We start from the raw sequence: 18,168 nt of genomic DNA, 5'->3' as shown, positions 1-18,168 counted from the left end.
CTATTCTACTTCCAGTGGCTCCGGCGAACGCTTCATCAGTGCCCAAATCAGCCCAACGGTTACCACCGCACTGGCGAGTCCGAGGTACCACTCCACCCCCTGCTCTACCGCCGGGTCAGTTTTAATGTAACCGTGCTGAAACAGGTAATACTGAATCACCAGCATGCCGTTGTTAATCAGGTGGGCCAGTATGGCCAGCCAGAGGTTGCCGGTGACCAGGAAAATAGTACCCAGGATAAACCCAAGGGCTATACGGGGTAATACCGCCTGCATTTCAAAGTGCATTGCTGCAAATATGACGGCAGTCACCAGAACGCCGGTCCATTTGAGGCGGGTGAGGTTGATGAAGATCCGCTGGAACACGCCTCTGAAAAACACTTCCTCTGCAATAGCCGGTACGATGGCCATAAGAATCAGGTTCATCAGCAGGTCCGTGATGGCTGGCATCTGCAGTAGGGCCTTCGTCATCTGTTCATTCCGCTGCTGTGCGCCGAGTGCCGCAGCGGGCAGATCCCACTGCAGGTTCCATTGCGCCAATACTCCTACCACAGGCAGGCAGCAAAAGAATAAAGCGATGGTAAGTATGATTTGCAGCAGCGAGGCTTTCGTTTTTAAACCGAGATAGCGCATCGGCTCCGGATGCCAGAGGTAGGCAAAGATGGCCGCAGGTAAAAGATATGTTAAAGTTGTGTAGAAGAACTGTAACCACTTCTGCATCGTCAGAAACTTAGGATCAGTAAGCACTCCCTCGGAAATCTCCATTGCCGTATAGCCGGTAAGTTTAGGTGTCAGCAGTGCTGTCAGCAGTATGAAAACCCCTATGGATCCTGCATAAAAGCCAAGAATGGTGATGAACTGTAATAAAGGAGGGTGCTGCTTAAGGTAGCCTCTCATAATCAAATACTGTATTAAAATGCGTAAATTTACAGCGTGAAATTAAGCATTGCAGCAACAGTATCACAAACTACCCTGCTGCATTTAGCAAAAATATATAAGTTAATACAATAATACCTGGTGCCTTGTTGGCCGTGGTTCTTACTTTATGGTGAAGATAGGAAATATAGAACTGGGAGAATTTCCCCTTTTGCTGGCGCCCATGGAAGATGTGAGCGATCCGCCGTTTCGTGCCGTTTGCAAGGATGGCGGTGCTGATCTCATGTACACAGAATTTATTTCTTCTGAAGGCCTTATCCGCGATGCTATCAAAAGCCGTAAGAAACTGGACATCTTCGAATATGAACGCCCGGTGGGCATCCAGATCTTCGGGGGTGATGAGGAACCATTGGCAATGGCCGCCCAGATTGTAGAAGCTACCAACCCGGACTTGCTGGACATCAACTTCGGCTGCCCGGTGAAAAAGGTGACCTGTAAAGGTGCCGGCGCCGGTATCCTGAAAGATATTCCTAAAATGGTGAAACTTACCGCTGCAGTAGTAAAAGCTACTAAGCTGCCGGTAACTGTTAAAACCCGCCTCGGCTGGGACGACGACACCAAAAACATTGAAGAGGTGGCAGAGCGCCTGCAGGACGTAGGGATCAAAGCCCTGACCATCCACGGCCGCACCCGCGTACAGATGTATAAAGGTCATGCCGACTGGACCCTCATCGGAAAAGTTAAAAATAATCCGCGCATCAACATTCCGATCTTTGGTAACGGTGACATATGTACGCCGGAACAGGTGATTGCTGCCCGCGCCAAATACGGTGTGGATGGCGTTATGATCGGACGCGCTGCGATCGGCTATCCCTGGATTTTCCGGGAGATAAAGCATTTTATGCAAACTGGCGAACATTTAGCCCTTCCAACTGTTTTGGAAAGAGTACAGGTATGTAAAAGACACCTGGAACAATCTGTAGCCTGGAAAGGTGATATCGTTGGCATCCTCGAAATGCGCCGCCATTACACAAATTATCTCAAAGGGTTACCTCACATCAAGGAATTCAGACAACAATTAGTAACTTTAAAGACGCAAGCTGAAATAGAAGAAGTTTTAGACGCGATCGTGGTGCAATATAAAGATCATATTTTCGAAAGGACTACTCCCCAATGGGCCGAAAACGAGCATTTACCGGCCTCTGATAAAATGGCCGGTTGTAACGTTTACGGTTAAACGATGACCCCGGAAATACAATAAATCATAAATTACTTTCACATGACCACAATTAAAAATCTGAAAAATGAAGTCTGGAAAGACTTACAGATTAAAAACAAATCTGCCCTGCGTAAGAAATATGCTGTTTCTAACATGGGAAGAGTGATCAGCTATCATGAAAGTATTGAAGATGGTAAGCTCCTCACGGGTTCTACCGTGGAAGGCTATACGGTTTTAAATGTAAAGCCTGCAGATACCTATCAATCACTCTACCTGCACAGAGAAGTGGCCAAGCTCTTCAACAAAAGACCAGGGCGCTCCCACAGGTATGTGATCCACCTCGACTACGATAAGAAGAACAATAAAGCCAGCAACCTGGAGTGGGCTACCAAAGAAGAAATGGAAGGCCACCAGCAGAACAGCCCGGCTAAAAAAGCTTATAAAGAAAAACAAAGGAACAGGCTGAAAGGTCTGAAACTGAACGTGACCAAAGTGAAGAGCATCAAACGCCTGCTGAACAAGCCCGGTAAGAAAACCATGAAGCAGATCGCAGAGCAGTTTGATATCAGCGAAATGCAGCTCTACCGTATTAAAAGCGGCGAAAACTGGTCGCACGTTACTTTGGATTAATGCCTGGTTTGCCAGGAATGATCTATATATGATGTTGTCTGACAAAGGCCATACGTACGTGTGGCCTTTGTTATCTCTTTTATTTTCAGGTACTTACAACCTACCCTGCCTCTACTCTTACCATCTCCCCCAATACCCGCCTGTAATGGGCACTTTCCTGTAACACGGGCTCATACCCCATCATGATCACCTGTTTTCGTGCGCGCGACAACGTTACCAGCAGCTTGCGGTCCACCTCAATCTGTTCGCCTTCCCATTGAAACCTGCCAATGCACTGCAATGTATGCACCTGCCCCGTATGGTATACCGCCAGTGAAACAATGATGATGTCATTTTCCGATCCCTGGAAACGTTCCACCGTGTCAATGTTTACGGCCTGTAGTTCCTTGTCGTCTGCAATCAGTTCGCGTATCAGGCTGATCTGCGTACGCCACGGCGTTACTACTCCCACAGTATCCTTAGTGAAAGCAGGGCCATATTGTTGCCGCAGGTATCGCAATAAATCCACTACCCTGGCGGCTTCCGTGCTGTTCATTTTGGAAGTGGGCTCGAATGGACTGGGTATAAATACTTTTCTACCGAGAGATAAAAGCCGGTCCCACTGGCTATTGCCGGCGTTGCGGGTAAAGGCCTCCTGCTGCTCTATGCGCCCGGAAGTTAGCTGCCCTGCATAATATGGGTTGACCATGCTGGCAATGCTATCATGCATTCTGAAATGTGTATTCAGCATACCCCAGGCATGTAGCCAGTTGTTTTGCTTGCATTGCTGCATCAGTCGTTCAAAAATAGAACAACGCAGGTCCGCAATGCCTATCTGCCGCAGGTCTTCATTGGTTGTTTCGCAGAAAAAACTTTCCTGCGCTACCACCGGCGGTAACTGGTTTTGATCCCCGATGAGGATGAACTTGCGGAAAGGCATCAGCAGTCCTAACAATTGCGGCTCCGTGAGCTGGGAGGCTTCGTCGGCAATGAGTACATCCATGGGAATGCCCATGGTGATCAGCAAATCCAGTCTGGTAGCCATAGTAGCTACAGTACCTACAAATATGCGATGACTGGTAATGAACTGTTTCGCATCATCCAGGGAGCCGTTCATACACAGCTCTTTCAACTGCACGGCCGATGCCGTATTGCGGCCACCCATACGCAGGTAGGAGATATCTTTTGCATCCAGCTTCCCGCAAATTTCTTCCACGGCCTTATTGGTAAAGGCTACGATCACCACATGATTATTCCTTTTTACCAGTTCATCCGCAATAGTAGTGAGCATGGCAGAGGTTTTGCCTGTGCCTGGCGGGCCTTGCAGCAGGTAATAATCTTCTGCCTGGATGGCGTTGCGAACGATCTCTTCCTGGTTGCGGTTAAACATCGGCGGGAGCGGGATTTCCAGCTCGCGGGTGCGGGGAGCTCTAAGGCCAAGCAGTGTTTCAGCTTTGTTACGGTATTGTGGTGCCAGCATGTAAAACAGTGCTGACGCGGCTATCCAGTAGTTGGACTCGTAAATATCGTGTTCAATGATCCACTCATCGTGCTGCCGGAAGAAATCGAGTGTCATCTGCCTGTTATTCAGGGAGAAGACAAGGTGATCCCTGCCCAGCTCCTCTATACGGCCCTTGAGCAGCTCCTGCTGTAAAGGCTTCAGCTCCGCCCCGGTTCTGGCGTAGATGATAGCCGTATCCCCTACCCTGAAGTTGTGACTAACGGTGGTGACTATATCAAAAGTTACCGAGCTGGAGTTACTGTCGAACTCGCGGAATTGCAGCCCTGGAATAATGTTGAAGCGGTCTGCCTTTTCCTCTTCCTGTTGCAGCCACAGTGCGGCGAATCCGTCCGCATCATCTTCCCGGTGTACTTCGGAAAACATGCCGCATTTCGCCTGTAAAAACTCGCGCAGGATAAAGGAAAGGAATGTTTTATAATAGGTTTTGGTGATGTCGGGTGCTTCATTCCAGGCTTTCTCGAAACCCATAAAGGGCTCCATGCTAAAGGAAGGAAGGCCTGCGGCAGCGGTGCTGTTGATAGTGGATAAGATATCATATTCGCCGGCAGCGAGGCGAAGTAACATGGCTACTACTTCATTGCGGAGTTGCAGCAGTGCATTTTCGCCGGCATGGGTACTGCTTACATTGCGCAGTGGCTGGGCCTGTGCGCCGGAATACAGGATTGCACTACTCCCCTTACGTTTACGGCCAAACGCAGAACGGAGCAGCAGGTTATAGCCTACTACCTGCATTTCGTGGTTCTTCCAGGTATTGAAGTCCGGTGCTTTGCCGCTTTTCAGTTCGAAAATTTCTTTCCTGTTGGGGTCGGTGTCATCTTCCGCCATGATATCCAGTCGCCCCTGTATGCCGTAGTTGCACGAAAAGAAGGTTGGTTCTATTCGAACCGGTTTGTTTTGGAGGTCGGCCACCGTTTGGTGCAGGTTGGCCCAGTGCGACTGCCGGATATCGCGGAACATTTCATTGATTTTATCGCGGCCATAGGCAGCGGCCTGCAGCACGTTATCGGCTACAGCCTCTTTGAAGGAGGTTTTGAAATCTATGGCTTTGTTGCGCAGCATTTCATCCAGCAGTGCATTTACGAGGTTTCCTTTAAAGGCAGCGGGGCTGGACGTTTGCGGCACCAGCTTTTTCACCAGGTACAACAGCTTATTAACGCCTTTGTGGTTAAAGCATTCTGCCAGGTCGCTAATATCGATCAGCAGGTCGGGCTCCAGTACCAGCTGACTTTCGGCGGTGGTGGTATAAAAAGGTGTTTGGTGTTCTTCCGTTTCTTCCTGGCGACAATGAATCACATGCAGGGAGTCGTATGGGCGGAGTTGTGCGTGCAATGCCATTACAGCAATGGAATCCAGGCCATCCAGCGACAGTTCAAAGTCGCCCTGTTCATCGTTTTTTGCCAGCAGCACGCAGGAATATTTTCCCTGCTGGTTGGTTACGAGTGGTCCTACCGCGGTAACCATACATTTCAGTGAAATGATGCTGGCAGGGCGGTTACGTATATTACGGGAGAGAGATTTATCACCCGCATCGTAGTAGGTTTCGGAGAGGCGCAGTGGTACTACTGCTGAATAGAACCAGGCTACCGACTCCGCGAGGGCTTTGATACAGAGGGTGTGTTCTTCTCCCTGTAAAGGAAAAATAGTACGTGTAGCCCTTGAAGTTAGGATGCGAAGTGCGGTGAGTTGTTGTTGGATATCGGCAGGTACAATTTCCTTATCAAAGTAGAATTGCATGCGGGCAAACAGGTTGCCGAAGGAGCGGTGCTCCTGGCGGGTGAGGTCACGAAAAAGGCTTTCCAGGATGAGCTTATAGAGCCGGAGCTTATCGTTTGGCTGCGGAGTATTTGCTGCTTCCTGGATACGTGCGAAAAACGCTGCTGCTTTTTGTGATGCGCCCATTTATGCAAGATAATGCAATGCTGACTTTTTGCATCAATGGAGCAATTGTTTTACCTTTCTGAGGATTTATAATGTAAACCTTTTTTATGTCAGCCAAGAAGATAGCCATTATAGGTGGTGGAAATCTGGGATCGGCCATTGCCCAGGGATTGCTGAAGAGCGGTTTTTCACAGGCCGGAGACATTACCATTACCAAGCGTAATACTGATACCCTTGTAGCCCTGAAAGATGCGGGTGTACAGGTGGAAAAGGATAATGCGAAAGCGATTCGCGGTGCAGAGGTGATTATCGTAGCCCTGAAACCCTATAATGTACGCGAAGTGCTGCAGGAGTACAGCACCGTTTTTGACCCCGCAAAACAGATTTTAATCAGTGTGGTTACCGGCGTCAGCATCGACGATCTGGAACGTATTGTTCCCGGAATGGCGGTGGTGCGCGCGATGCCCAATACCGCGATTGCCATTCAGGAATCTATGACCTGTCTGAGTTTCAAGCATGCTACTCCTGAGCAGACGAATTTTGTTACCGATATGTTTAACCAGCTGGGTGCTGCTGTTACCATCGATGAAAAGCTGATGGATGCAGCTACGGTGTTGGGTGCATGTGGTATTGCCTATGCGTTGCGTTTTATCCGGGCAAACATCCAGGGAGGTATTGAAATCGGCTTTGACGCACGTACAGCCAGCCTTATTGCGGCGCAAACCGTGAAAGGAGCCGCTGAATTGCTGATCAGGGAGAAAACCCATCCGGAGGCAGAAATCGACAAAGTTACTACCCCTAAGGGCTGCACCATTGCGGGACTCAATGAAATGGAACACCAGGGATTCAGTTCTTCGCTGATCAAGGGTATTACTGCTTCTTACGACAAGATTGTAAAGGGTTAATCTTTCCGGGGATAATCGAAGAACAGGAATGATTTTTTAGCGCGATCGAATTCCTGCCAGGAGTCCGTATTAGCTTGTATGGCGAATACGCCGGCGGTAGGCACGTTATCAATCCTGATTTCTTCCGTTAAATAATTGGCGAAGTCAGTTATCCCGGGGTTATGTGCGAAAATGGCGATGGTGTTGAAGTCGTCATCGATTTTAGTGATTACTTTGAGGAATGTGGACGCATAGCAGAGGTACAGCTCATCTTCGAGGAGGATGGCCTGTTTTGGATAGTGCCATACGTCGGCCATTAGTTTGGCGGTAGTACGCGTTCTTTTTGCGGGACTGGCAATGATCAGTTCAGGAACTACACCTTTATCCAGGAGTCTTTGGGCCATTTCGGGGGCATTATCTTTTCCCCGTTTGTTGAGAGGCCGGTCAAAGTCATCGGTATTTGGATCATTCCAGCTTGACTTTGCGTGTCGGATGAGTAGCAATGTTTTCATGGGCTGAAAACTTACGTAAATACTTATTTTAAAGAAAGTTAATAGGAACGGGGCAAATAGGAATCGTTGTGTGATTCATTTAAGATAAAATTAACATAGAAATGCGGAAAATGTTGTTTTCCAAGGGATTTTATATGTTAATGACACCTTCGGTGTCATTGAGAGGGTACCGCGCTTCGCGCGGCAATGGGAACTGATGAGTTTTTAGAGAGATGTAGGTTTCGCAGCTATTACACTTTATTATTCGGTAGATGCGCCCCAGCCGGGGTCCATCTACCGAAGTTTCGGATGCCGATGGTATCCGAAACTTAGGGGGCAAAAAATAAGGCGCACCAATTGTTGCGCCTTATTTTTATAATGAAGTAGTATACTATTAGTAGCCTCTTTCGTTTTTACCTTCCATGAAGTTCATGAAAGCCTTGTTTACTACGCGGTTACCGCCCGGGGTTGGGTAGTTACCGGTGAAGTACCAGTCGCCCAGGTTATTAGGGCAGGCTTCGTGTAAGCTTTCGATGGATTGGTAGATCACTTCGATTTCAGCGCCGATACCGCCAGGGTTGAGGATCTGAGCGATTTTAGCGGAAATCTCTTCAGGCGTAAACAGCTTGTACACATTTTTCACCACGTTTTGAGCGTGGAGGGTGTTGGTACGTTCCAGCTCTTTACAGAGGCCGTAGGCTTCCTGGAGAATGTGTTCCTTGCCTTGTTCTTTCAGCAGTGCGATGGCGGCCTGGAAGGCAACGAAATCGCCCATTTTACTCATATCAATACCGTAGCAATCAGGGTACCTGATTTGTGGTGCGGAAGAAACGATGATAATCTTTTTAGGACCGAGGCGATCCAGCATTTTCACGATACTTTCTTTGAGCGTGGTACCGCGAACGATGGAGTCATCGATCACGACGAGGGTATCTACACCCGGACGAACCGTACCATAGGTAATGTCGTACACGTGTTGTACCATTTCGTTACGGCTGGAATCTTCTGTGATGAAGGTTCTCATTTTCACGTCCTTGATCGCGATTTTGTCGATACGGATGCGGCGGTTCACCATTTCGGAGAGCTTTTCCGGATCAACATCGTTACCCCAGGAGAGGATACGTTCGATCTTGATTTTGTTGAGATAGTCTTCCAGACCTTTGAGCAGGCCGTAGAAGGCTACTTCTGCTGTATTTGGTATAAAGGAGAAGATAGTATTTCTCAGGTCGTTGTCGATAGCTTTCAGTACGGTGCCTGAAAGGTTACGGCCGAGGGCAGTTCGTTCTTTATAGATCTTTTCGTCGTTACCTCTGGAGAAGTAGATTCTTTCGAAGCTACATGCTTTTCTCTCTTTAGGTTCGATGATTTTTTCGATCGCGTATTCACCGTTTGATTTCACGATGAGGGCGTGGCCTGGCATCAGTTCCAGTACTTCGTTTTCGCCAACGTTGAAAGTGGTGCGGATAGCAGCTCTTTCGGAGGCGGCCACGATTACATCGTCGTTCACATAGTAGTAGGAAGGACGGATACCGTTCGGATCGCGTATTACGAAAGCGTCGCCGGTGCCGATAAGGCCGGCAGCGTGGTAACCACCATCAAATAAGGAGAAAGCCTGTTGGAGGATATGTTTGATGTCGAGGCCGTTGCGGCGCACTTCATCTTCTTTGCAGAGGAAGTGGTGTACGGTTTCGAGCATGGCAGCGAGGTCGCTGTTTTTGTGTACTTCGCCTGGGTTTACGTCGGTGAATTTGAAGAGTTCATCTGCGTTTACCAGGTTGAAGTTACCTGCCATAGCGAGGTTGCGGGCAGGGATGGTATTGTATCTAACAAAAGGGTGGCAAAGTTCCACATTGTTTTTACCCTGCGTAGCGTAGCGAAGGTGTCCCATGAGGAGTTCGCCGAGGAACTTGATATGACCTTTCATCAGGCCCGGATACTTGGTAATTTCCGGTTGATACTTTTCGATTTCCTGAATTTCGTCCCTGATTTTGCTGAAAACGTCGCCGATGGCTTGTGGAGCGCTACTGCGTACGCGGTGCATAAAAGGAACGCCGGGTTCAGTGTCTAATTTTACTGCAGCTACACCAGCGCCATCCTGGCCCCTGTTGTGCTGCTTTTCCATGAGCAGATATAATTTGTTCAGCCCATAAAAAACAGTTCCATATTTCTGTTGGTAATATGAGAACGGTTTTCTCAATCTTATAAATGCCAGTCCGCATTCATGCTTGATCGCATCACTCATGCCTGAAAATTGAAGATGCAAAGTTACGGCAATTTCAACTAATTCGCGTCATGTGAGCGTAACTACGGGATGAGTGGAACGAAAAGCGGCGCGGAGATCATCTCCGCGCCGCTTTTCAAAAACGTTAAAATTAGCTTTACTGTTTGGCGAGCTGTGCCATCCATTGGTTGATGTGCTCACAGTTTTTGTACTCAGGATCCACGTGCACATAGAATGTAGGGATCTTTTCCAGCAGCCATTTATTGATTGCTTCGGCCTGCTTGATCATCAGGCAGCGTTGCTGAATGCGTGCGTAGTCGTCGTTGAGGTTTTCCCGGTGTGGCTGTGTACGTGTTTTCAGGTACACGATGCGCACGGCGGTATGGCCTTGTTCATCCACGAAGGTGGTAGGTTTGGAGATACCGCCTGGTTTCAGGGTATCCAGCATCATTACGATCTCTTTTTCGGAAGGTTCTTCCAGTTGATCGATGGTGATGAGGGTACCGTCTCCGGTTTTGGATTGCAGCATACCTCCGGTGAATTTAGCAGAAGGATCGTCGCTGTAGTCGCTTACTGCCTGGGCAAAAGTGGTTTTACCGGCGAGGATCTGGTTGCGTACAGAATCCAGTTTTTCGGTGGCTTTTGCCAGGTCGGACTTGGTTACTGCAGCTCTGAGGAGGATATGTTGTACGGTGATATTATCGCCCTGACGTTTCAGCATCTGGATGATATGGTAACCGTGGGCGGATTTAACCGGGCTGGAGATCTCCCCTTCTTTCAAACGGAAGGCGGCGGCCATAAAGTCCGGATCCCAGGTGTTTTTATCGTTACGGTTCATCGGGTACACGCCTTTGTTATCTTTTACGCCCGGATCTTCGGAGTAAAGGATGGCGAGGGAGCTGAAGTCCGCTTCTTTGGCGAGTACACGTCTTTTGAATTCCTGGAGGCGCTCGATGGCATAGTTATCCATTTCGCGGGTAGCTTTAGGAGTAATTACTACCTGGCCGATTTCCAGTTCAGACTCATAGAATTTGAGACTGTCTTTAGGAATGGCGTCGAAGAATCGTTTTACTTCGGAAGGGGTTGCCTTCACCTGTTCGATTACTTTATTGCGCATGGCCTGGGCCAGCAGATTTTCTTTAATGGGAGTGCGGAAGCGTTCGCGCAGCTGGTAAACGGTGTAGCCAGTTACTTCCTTCATTTTTTCTTTGGAGCCATAGAGCTGTTCGAAGTAGCGGATACGGTTTTCCATCTGGCCTTCGATATCGCCATCACTTACCGGGAGGGAGTCGCGTTCTGCCTGGAGTACCATTACCTTCTGGGAGATGAGCATTTCCAGGGTGTTGCAGGAGGCGTTAGGCGGTAATACACCGTCAATGGCGTTGCGCTGCTGATCTGCGAGTGCACCTTCCATATCCGATTGCAGGATTATTTTGTCCCCTACTATGCCAATAATTTTATCTGCTACAAGTTTCTGCTGCGCTGAAACAGCTTGCAGGATGGTAAGTGATATAGCAGATAATACCAGAAGTTTCTTCATACTAAATTCGTAAAGTTCAAAAATAACCAAATAAAGATCAGTCCCCTACTAAATTTCGATGGATTTAACAAAAGTTTAGATCAGCCCGGGGAAAAAGCGGACTGACGCTAAAAAAAAGTGCAGCGAAGTGGACCTCGCTGCACTTTAAGATTATGGAGAAGAGTTCTTATAAAGTTCTCTTAACTTCTACTTCTTCGAAACCTTCGACGATATCGCCTGGGCGGATATCGCTGTAGTTGCGCAGACTCAGACCGCATTCCATGTTGGAGGCTACTTCCTTCACGTCTTCTTTATAACGTTTCAGGGATCCGAGGTCTCCGGTATGAACTACGATACCATCGCGAACGAGGTTCACGCGGGTATTTCTTGTCAGCTTGCCATCGAGTACGAAGCAACCAGCCACTGTAACCTTGTCGAATTTGTAGGTTTCGCGTACTTCGACGTTGCACACCACTTTCTTTTCGATTTTTGGTTCCAGCATCCCTTCCATCGCGGATTTGATCTCTTCGATCGCATCGTAGATGATGGAGTAGTTGCGGATTTCGATGTTTTCTTTCTCGGCGAGTTTGGCTGCCTGGGAAGAAGGCCGTACCTGGAAACCGAGGATGATGGCATCGGAAGCGGTAGCGAGGAGCACATCGGATTCGGTGATCTGACCCACGGCTTTGTGTACGATACTGATAACGATTTCTTCGGTAGACAGTTTCTGCAGGGAGTCGGACAGCGCTTCCACGGAACCATCAAAGTCGGCTTTGATGATGAGGTTGAGCTGTTTGAAGTTACCCAGTGCCAGGCGGCGACCGATTTCATCCAGGGTGATATGTTTCTTGGTACGGATACCTTGTTCGCGAACGATCTGGGCGCGGCGGTTAGCCACTTCTTTGGCTTCAGATTCGTTTTCGTACATTCTGAACTTCTCACCTGCCTGAGGGGCACCGTTCAAGCCGAGTACCTGTACTGGCATGGATGGACCTGCTTCTTCCATTTTCTGGCCACGTTCGTTGAACATGGCTTTGATTTTACCGAAGAAGGAGCCGGATACGATGGTATCGCCCTGACGGAGGGTACCATTTTGTACGAGGAGGGAGGCAACGTAACCGCGGCCTTTATCCAGGGAAGCTTCCACGATAGAACCAGCTGCCTCACGATTAGGGTTGGCTTTCAGTTCGAGCAGTTCAGCTTCCAGGAGGATTTTCTCCAGGAGTACATCGATGTTCAGACCGCTTTTAGCGGATATTTCCTGGCTTTGATATTTACCGCCCCAGTCTTCAACGAGGAGGTTCATACCTGCGAGTTGTTCTTTAATTTTCTCAGGGTTGGCGCCGTCTTTATCAATTTTGTTGATTGCAAAGACCATTGGGAGGCCAGCTGCCTGTGAGTGGGAGATGGCTTCACGTGTTTGAGGCATGATAGCGTCATCTGCTGCCACTACGATTACGGCGATATCCGCTGCTTTCGCACCACGGGCACGCATTGCGGTAAACGCTTCGTGACCTGGGGTATCGAGGAAGGTGATTTTTTTACCGTTTGCGGTTGTCACCTGGTAAGCACCGATGTGCTGGGTGATACCGCCGGCCTCACCAGCTACTACGTTTGCGTTACGGATATAGTCGAGCAGGGAAGTTTTACCGTGGTCAACGTGACCCATGATGGTAACGATTGGCGCGCGTGGTTCCAGATCTTCCGGTGCGTCTACTACTTCTTCCTCTTCAGATTCTTCGGCAGCGTCGAGACCGATGAATTCAACTTCGAAGCCAAATTCGCCGGCAACCAGCTCGATTACTTCTGCATCGAGGCGTTGGTTAATGGAAACCATGATGCCGAGTCCCATACATTTTGAGATCACTTCGGCGAAGCTAACGTCCATCAGGTTAGCGAGTTCGCTAACGGAGATGAATTCGGTAACCTGGAGTTTGTTGTCCTCCATGTTCTGGTTAGCTCTTTCATTGGCTCTCTCTTCGCGTTTTTCACGACGGTGTTTCGCTTTCACGTTTTTACCGCGGGTGTTGCCGGAGAGTTTGGCCATTGTTTCCTTAATCTTATTCTGGATTTCGTTTTTGTCGATTTCCTTTTCTTCAGCGGTACGTTTATCCGGACCGTTGTTGCCGTGGCGGTTAAATCCACCACCCTGGCCTGGTCGGTTGAAGTTACCTCTGTTTTGGCCACCCTGCTGACCACCTGGGCGGTTGTATCCACCACCACCTTGTTGGCCACCCTGGCGATTGTATCCACCACCTTGCTGACCACCAGGACGGTTTTGTCCGCCGCTGTGTTGTCCGCCAGGACGGTTTTGACCACCTGTGTGCTGACCACCACCCGGGCGATTTTGGCCGCCACTGTGTTGTCCACCCTGGCGGTTTTGACCACCGTGTTGGTTACGATCACCATGTTGACCACCAGGACGGTTTTGACCGCCGTGTTGGTTGCGGTCGCCGTGTTGGCGTTCGTGACGTGGGTGATCCCCTGTACCTTCCTTGTTTTCGCCGCTTTTAAAGTCGCGGGGCTGGATTGGTTCAGGTTTCTTTTCAACGATGATGCGCTTACGTTTACGTTTATCGTCGCGATCCTTGTTGAAATTGCTTTTATTATTATCTCTTCTGTCGGATTGCACCGGCAGTTCGATTTTGCCAATTACTTTAGGGCCGGTTAATTTTTCGGCCTGGATGTTTTCAATAACGGCACTGGCTTGCTCATCTGCATTATTTTGTGCAGCAGGAGCTTGGGCAGGGGGCTCGTTATTTGCAGGTTCTTCCTTCACAACAGGTTGTTTAACGGGAATAACCGTAGGTTTGGTTGCAGCAGCCGGTTTTGCCTCTTGTAATACTTCTTCCACTTTGTTAACTAAAGGTTTATCTTCAACCGGTGCGGCTTTTTCCGTTTTATCTTTCGTCGTATCGGTTTTATCTGTTTTTGCTGATTGCTCAGCTTGAGGAGCCTTGGCAGGGGTAGCTTCGGGAGCTTTATCTGCGGGTTTCTCAGTGCTGGCTGCCGGTTTTTCCGGTTGTACCTGTGCAGGAGCTGCTGGTTTTTCAGCGGCTGGAGCTTTAGGTGCTTCAGGTTTGGCGGCAGGCTCTTGTGCTGCGGGTTTTTCAGCGGCAGGTTGTTCCTTAGGCTGAGTTGCAGCAGGTTTTTCCGTTGCTTCTTGTTTAGGCTGCTCTTTCTGGGCTGGTTTTTTACCGCCGCGGTTAAGCGCATCGAGGTCGATCGTGGTGATGACGCGAGGGCCGTTAATTTTAGGAGCTTCGGTTTTAACCACATCCGGTTCGGCAGGCGGGGCCTGTGTTTTAGGCGCTTCCGCTACAGGGGGAGGTGGTGCAACGGGAGGTTCAACCTTTTCTTTTTCCTTAACCGGCGGGTTTTCCTGAACGGGAGCTTTAGGTTCCGGTTTAGGGGATTCCTTCACTGGTTCCGGCTTAGGTTCGGCTTTAGGTGCTTCTGCTACTGGAGCAGTTGGCTCTTTTTCTTCTTTAGGAGTGTTCTTTTTAGCCACAGCTTCCGCTTCCTCGTTTCCTTTCTCTTTCTCTGCTTCTTTCTTCTTCGCTTCTAACACGCTTCCTTTGGGCAGGGCTATCTGGTCGCTTTTGCGTTTGTTAGCCTTGTCCTGTTGGAACTCCGACTGCAGCGCTTGGTACATAACAGCCGTGAGGCGGGCATTTGGCGAACCAAAGCCGCCAATATCGAAGCCTTTATTGGAAAGAAAGTCGATAAGTGTTTCTTTACCAATATTAAACTCTTTGGCTGCGGCCAGCAATCGTGGTGTGTTGTTTGTTGTTTCAGGCATATCGTAATTCGGGCCTCCCCTGTTTCCCGTTTCTTCCAAACGGGTTGTTTTTTTACGTTTAAACAATAACTCGAAAAAATCAATTCCCCTTCTAATAAGCCCTTTACCTGGGAAGGGTTCTGGCTGGGCTTTATTCTTTGTCAAACTCTTCCTGTAATATTCTTCTTACATCCTGCACTGTCTCTTCTTCAAGATCCGAGCGGCGGACCAGTTCTTCAGTGGTCAGCTCCAATACGCTGCGGGCAGTATCACAACCTATGCGCTTCAGTTCATCTATGATCCATTCTTCGATTTCGTCTGAGAATTCTTCCAGATCAATATCAAATTCGGCTTGTTCCTGTTGTTCATCGCGGAATACGTCAATTTCGAATCCGGTGAGTTCGCAGGCGAGTTTGATATTAACGCCTTTTTTACCGATGGCCAGGGATACCTGATCTGGGTTCAGGTAAACGGAGGCGTATTTATTTTCCATATCCACTTCCATGCGGCTGATTCTTGCAGGAGTCAGCGAGCGTTGAATCAGGAGTTGGATATTGGTAGTATAGTTAATAATGTCAATGTTTTCGTTTCTGAGCTCACGAACGATACCATGGATGCGGCTACCTTTCATACCCACGCAGGCGCCTACCGGGTCGATACGGTCGTCATAAGATTCAACGGCCACTTTAGCTCTTTCACCTGGTTCGCGAACGATTTTCTTAATAACGATCAGGCCATCAAAGATCTCAGGAACTTCAATTTCCAGCAATTTAGCCAGGAAGGATGGATGTGTTCGGGAAAGAATGATGAGTGGGGCATTATTCTTCATTTCTACCTTTTTCACCACCGCTCTAACGTTCTCCCCTTTCTTGAAATAATCAGTGGGGATTTGTTCGGCTTTAGGCAAAATTAATTCATTCCCTTCATCATCAAGCAATAAAACTTCTTTTTTCCAAACCTGGTAGACTTCACCGGTTACAATTTCGCCGGCTTTATCAGCATATTTCTTTACGAGAATATTCTTTTTGAGGTCACCGATGCGGGCAGACAGCGTTTGTTTTGCTGCCAGGATGGCGCGGCGTCCGAAGTCCAGGATCTCTACTTCTTCGAAGAGTTCCTCACCGATTTCCAGGTCTTTTTCAATGGCAGTAGCCTCTGTGTATGCGATCTGCGCATTTTCATCCTCCACTTCTCCATCTTCCACTACGGTACGGCGGCGAAATATTTCAAGGTCCCCTTTTTCTGTATTTACAATGACGTCAAAGTTCTCATCAGAGCCATACTTTTTCCTCAGCAGGGTCTTGAACACATCTTCCAAAACCTTCATCAGCGTAGGGCGGTCAATGTTTTCCGCCTCCTTAAACTCGGTGAATGACTCAATCAGGTTAATACTAGCCATGTTTATTTATTATATTTTAGAACACAATGCACACTTTCGTATGCTTGATTTCATTGAATTTTATTTCGGTAGATTTTTTTTCTTTTTTCTTTCCAATCAGCTCTTCGATGGTAAAACCTTCGTCTGTTACTGCGGTCAGGGTTCCTTCTTTAGAAGTACCGTCCAGGAAAGTGGCTTCCACTTTTCGGCCAATATTTTTGAGATATTGTCTGTGCAGTTTCAGGGGTTCATCCAGTCCTGGGGAGGAAACTTCGAGAGAGAAGTCGCCATCCGGGAAAAGGGCTTTTTCCTCCAGCAGGGCATAGAGGGCGCGGTTAAAAGACACCAGTTTATCGACTGGTACACCTTTATCCCCATCCAAAAAGAGCTTTATATTATTTGTGGGCTTAATTCTGATATCTACCAGAAAGTTGTCGGGATCGTTTGCCAGCAGGCCTTCTGCTAACTCCCTTATTGCTGTTATCACGAGTTCGTTTGCCATACAAAAAGCGCGAAGGGGCCGATATCTCGTCCCCTTCGTTTGAATCATTTTTCCTACGCAAAATTAGGATATTATATTGGATAATGAAACAAAATCTGTTTTTCTGATAATATTTTTCTGAATGGACTAATTGTATGTGATATTTGTGTAATGTGTGAGGGTGGTGTTTTTGAATGTTTTTGGGCTGTGGTAGTCATTTACCTGATAGCAAGGGAGTTATATAGCAGGCGTTGAAAGTTAAAGAAAACTTAAAATGCCGAGCTGGTTAAAGTGTCGGCAGAGATTATCTGCTACCTTTGCACCATTATGTTGAAGACGTTAATATATCTTTTTCTTGCCTGGCTGCTTTATAAGCTGGTGTTTGACTTCATCATACCTATTTATCGCTCAACCAAGGTGGTAAGGAGGCAGATGTCGGACATGCAGGAAGCGATGCGCCAGCAATATGAGCAGCAGCAGGCTGCCCAGCAGGGATACAGTTCGCAGCAGCAGAAGCCGCCGGTATCCCGTCCGGAATCCAAGCCCGATAAAGGCGATTACATTGATTTTGAAGAAATTAAATAAAAAAACCTCACGGAAACGTGAGGTTTTTCTTTTATGTTTTATACCGCAAGCGGTTTAAAAATATCCAGGATCGTTTTAGGCGGTACCAGATGAATGGTGTGAATGCCCACTTTTTTTGCTGCTTCTATATTAGGTAAGGTATCGTCAATAAATACAGTCTCTCCTGCTTTCAACCCATTTTCGTCCAATACAACCTGGTAGATTTCAGTTCCCGGCTTACGATAGCCCATCAGGTGGGAGTAGTATGCTTTGTCGAAAAATTCCGCCAGGGAAGGAATACCGCGGGTATCCATCAGGATTTTATTGAAGTGATCGAGGTGGATAGCGTTTGTATTACTAAGGAGATATAAATTATACTGCTGGCGTAATTGCTGTAGTAATTGGAGTCGCTGCAGGGGGAAATCCAATAGCATGGCGTTCCAGGCGGCAATTATCTGTTCATCGGTGACGTTCTCCGGTAACTGTTTATGCATTGCTGCCAGGAATTCATCGTTGGTGACATGACCTGTTTCGAGGTCATTGAACAGGCTGGAGCCTTTGAACTGCGAATACAGCTCGTGAAAGTTTACAGCGCCGAGTTTTACGAAAGCCTCGTTGGTTTTTTGGTAGTCGATGTTCAGGATTACTCCACCCAGGTCGAAGATGATATTTTTTATTCCCTGCATATGTGCGTATTTACTACAAAGAAAAGCGTTTTTCGTAAAGTGTAGGCGTTTGAGTTACACTG

General features: G+C 48.0%; 13 protein-coding genes. 4 read left to right on the top strand and 9 right to left on the bottom strand.

Annotated elements, in window-relative coordinates:
• Positions 1-894: a CPBP family intramembrane glutamic endopeptidase gene (locus tag BUB18_RS14870; RefSeq protein WP_073082415.1), complete on the bottom strand. Its 894-nt coding sequence runs from the start codon at positions 892-894 to the stop codon at positions 1-3.
• Positions 895-1,042: 148 nt separating this feature from the next.
• On the opposite strand from BUB18_RS14870, the gene dusB reads away from it, so the two are divergent.
• Together dusB and BUB18_RS14860 are read left to right on the top strand one after the other, a co-directional pair.
• Positions 1,043-2,110: a tRNA dihydrouridine synthase DusB gene (gene dusB, locus BUB18_RS14865; RefSeq protein WP_073082412.1), complete on the top strand. Its 1,068-nt coding sequence runs from the start codon at positions 1,043-1,045 to the stop codon at positions 2,108-2,110.
• A gap of 42 nt (positions 2,111-2,152) precedes the next feature.
• Positions 2,153-2,722 (top strand): NUMOD4 domain-containing protein, encoded by a 570-nt coding sequence (locus BUB18_RS14860; protein ID WP_073082409.1) that lies wholly within the window; start codon positions 2,153-2,155, stop codon positions 2,720-2,722.
• A gap of 100 nt (positions 2,723-2,822) precedes the next feature.
• Here BUB18_RS14860 and BUB18_RS14855 read toward each other — a convergent pair whose 3' ends face one another.
• Complete coding sequence (locus BUB18_RS14855; RefSeq protein ID WP_073082407.1) at positions 2,823-6,122, bottom strand: AAA domain-containing protein; 3,300 nt, start codon at positions 6,120-6,122, stop codon at positions 2,823-2,825.
• Positions 6,123-6,208: 86 nt separating this feature from the next.
• Between BUB18_RS14855 and proC the strand changes: the two genes are divergently transcribed.
• Positions 6,209-7,006 carry a pyrroline-5-carboxylate reductase gene (gene proC, locus BUB18_RS14850; protein ID WP_073082404.1) on the top strand — a complete coding sequence of 266 codons (798 nt, stop codon included), beginning with the start codon at positions 6,209-6,211 and terminating at the stop codon, positions 7,004-7,006.
• On the opposite strand, the gene BUB18_RS14845 is transcribed toward proC, so the two are convergent.
• From BUB18_RS14845 to BUB18_RS14820, 6 genes are all read right to left on the bottom strand, one after another.
• Complete coding sequence (locus tag BUB18_RS14845) at positions 7,003-7,497, bottom strand: SixA phosphatase family protein (RefSeq protein WP_073082401.1); 495 nt, start codon at positions 7,495-7,497, stop codon at positions 7,003-7,005. The two genes, proC and BUB18_RS14845, sit on opposite strands and share 4 nt — an antisense overlap.
• Before the next feature lie 373 nt (positions 7,498-7,870).
• Entirely contained in the window at positions 7,871-9,598 is a 1,728-nt protein-coding gene (locus BUB18_RS14840; RefSeq protein WP_245805677.1) for an amidophosphoribosyltransferase, read from the bottom strand.
• Between the two features lie 256 nt (positions 9,599-9,854).
• Positions 9,855-11,237 carry a peptidylprolyl isomerase gene (locus tag BUB18_RS14835; protein WP_073082394.1) on the bottom strand — a complete coding sequence of 461 codons (1,383 nt, stop codon included), beginning with the start codon at positions 11,235-11,237 and terminating at the stop codon, positions 9,855-9,857.
• A 166-nt stretch (positions 11,238-11,403) separates the two neighbouring features.
• On the bottom strand, positions 11,404-15,057 hold the full coding sequence (infB, locus tag BUB18_RS14830) for a translation initiation factor IF-2 (protein WP_245805676.1): 3,654 nt from the start codon (positions 15,055-15,057) through the stop codon (positions 11,404-11,406).
• 91 nt (positions 15,058-15,148) lie between these two features.
• Positions 15,149-16,396: a transcription termination factor NusA gene (gene nusA / locus BUB18_RS14825; RefSeq protein ID WP_073082391.1), complete on the bottom strand. Its 1,248-nt coding sequence runs from the start codon at positions 16,394-16,396 to the stop codon at positions 15,149-15,151.
• A gap of 16 nt (positions 16,397-16,412) precedes the next feature.
• Positions 16,413-16,877, bottom strand: a complete 465-nt coding sequence (locus BUB18_RS14820) for a ribosome maturation factor RimP (protein ID WP_073082386.1) — start codon at positions 16,875-16,877, stop codon at positions 16,413-16,415.
• Between the two features lie 306 nt (positions 16,878-17,183).
• Here BUB18_RS14820 and BUB18_RS14815 point away from each other — a divergent pair, with 306 nt between their 5' ends.
• A complete protein-coding gene (locus BUB18_RS14815) occupies positions 17,184-17,441 on the top strand; it encodes a DUF4834 family protein (RefSeq protein WP_143159955.1) in 258 nt (85 codons plus the stop codon).
• Between the two features lie 38 nt (positions 17,442-17,479).
• Here BUB18_RS14815 and BUB18_RS14810 read toward each other — a convergent pair whose 3' ends face one another.
• On the bottom strand, positions 17,480-18,106 hold the full coding sequence (locus BUB18_RS14810; protein ID WP_073082380.1) for an HAD family hydrolase: 627 nt from the start codon (positions 18,104-18,106) through the stop codon (positions 17,480-17,482).
• Between the last annotated feature and the right edge of the window lie 62 nt (positions 18,107-18,168).

It is taken from the genome of Chitinophaga jiangningensis, assembly GCF_900142605.1.
In the GTDB taxonomy this organism is placed as follows: Bacteria; Bacteroidota; Bacteroidia; order Chitinophagales; family Chitinophagaceae; genus Chitinophaga; species Chitinophaga jiangningensis.
The sequence above is the reverse complement of the archived record's forward strand: the minus strand, read 5'-3'. Positions and strand labels throughout refer to the sequence as shown.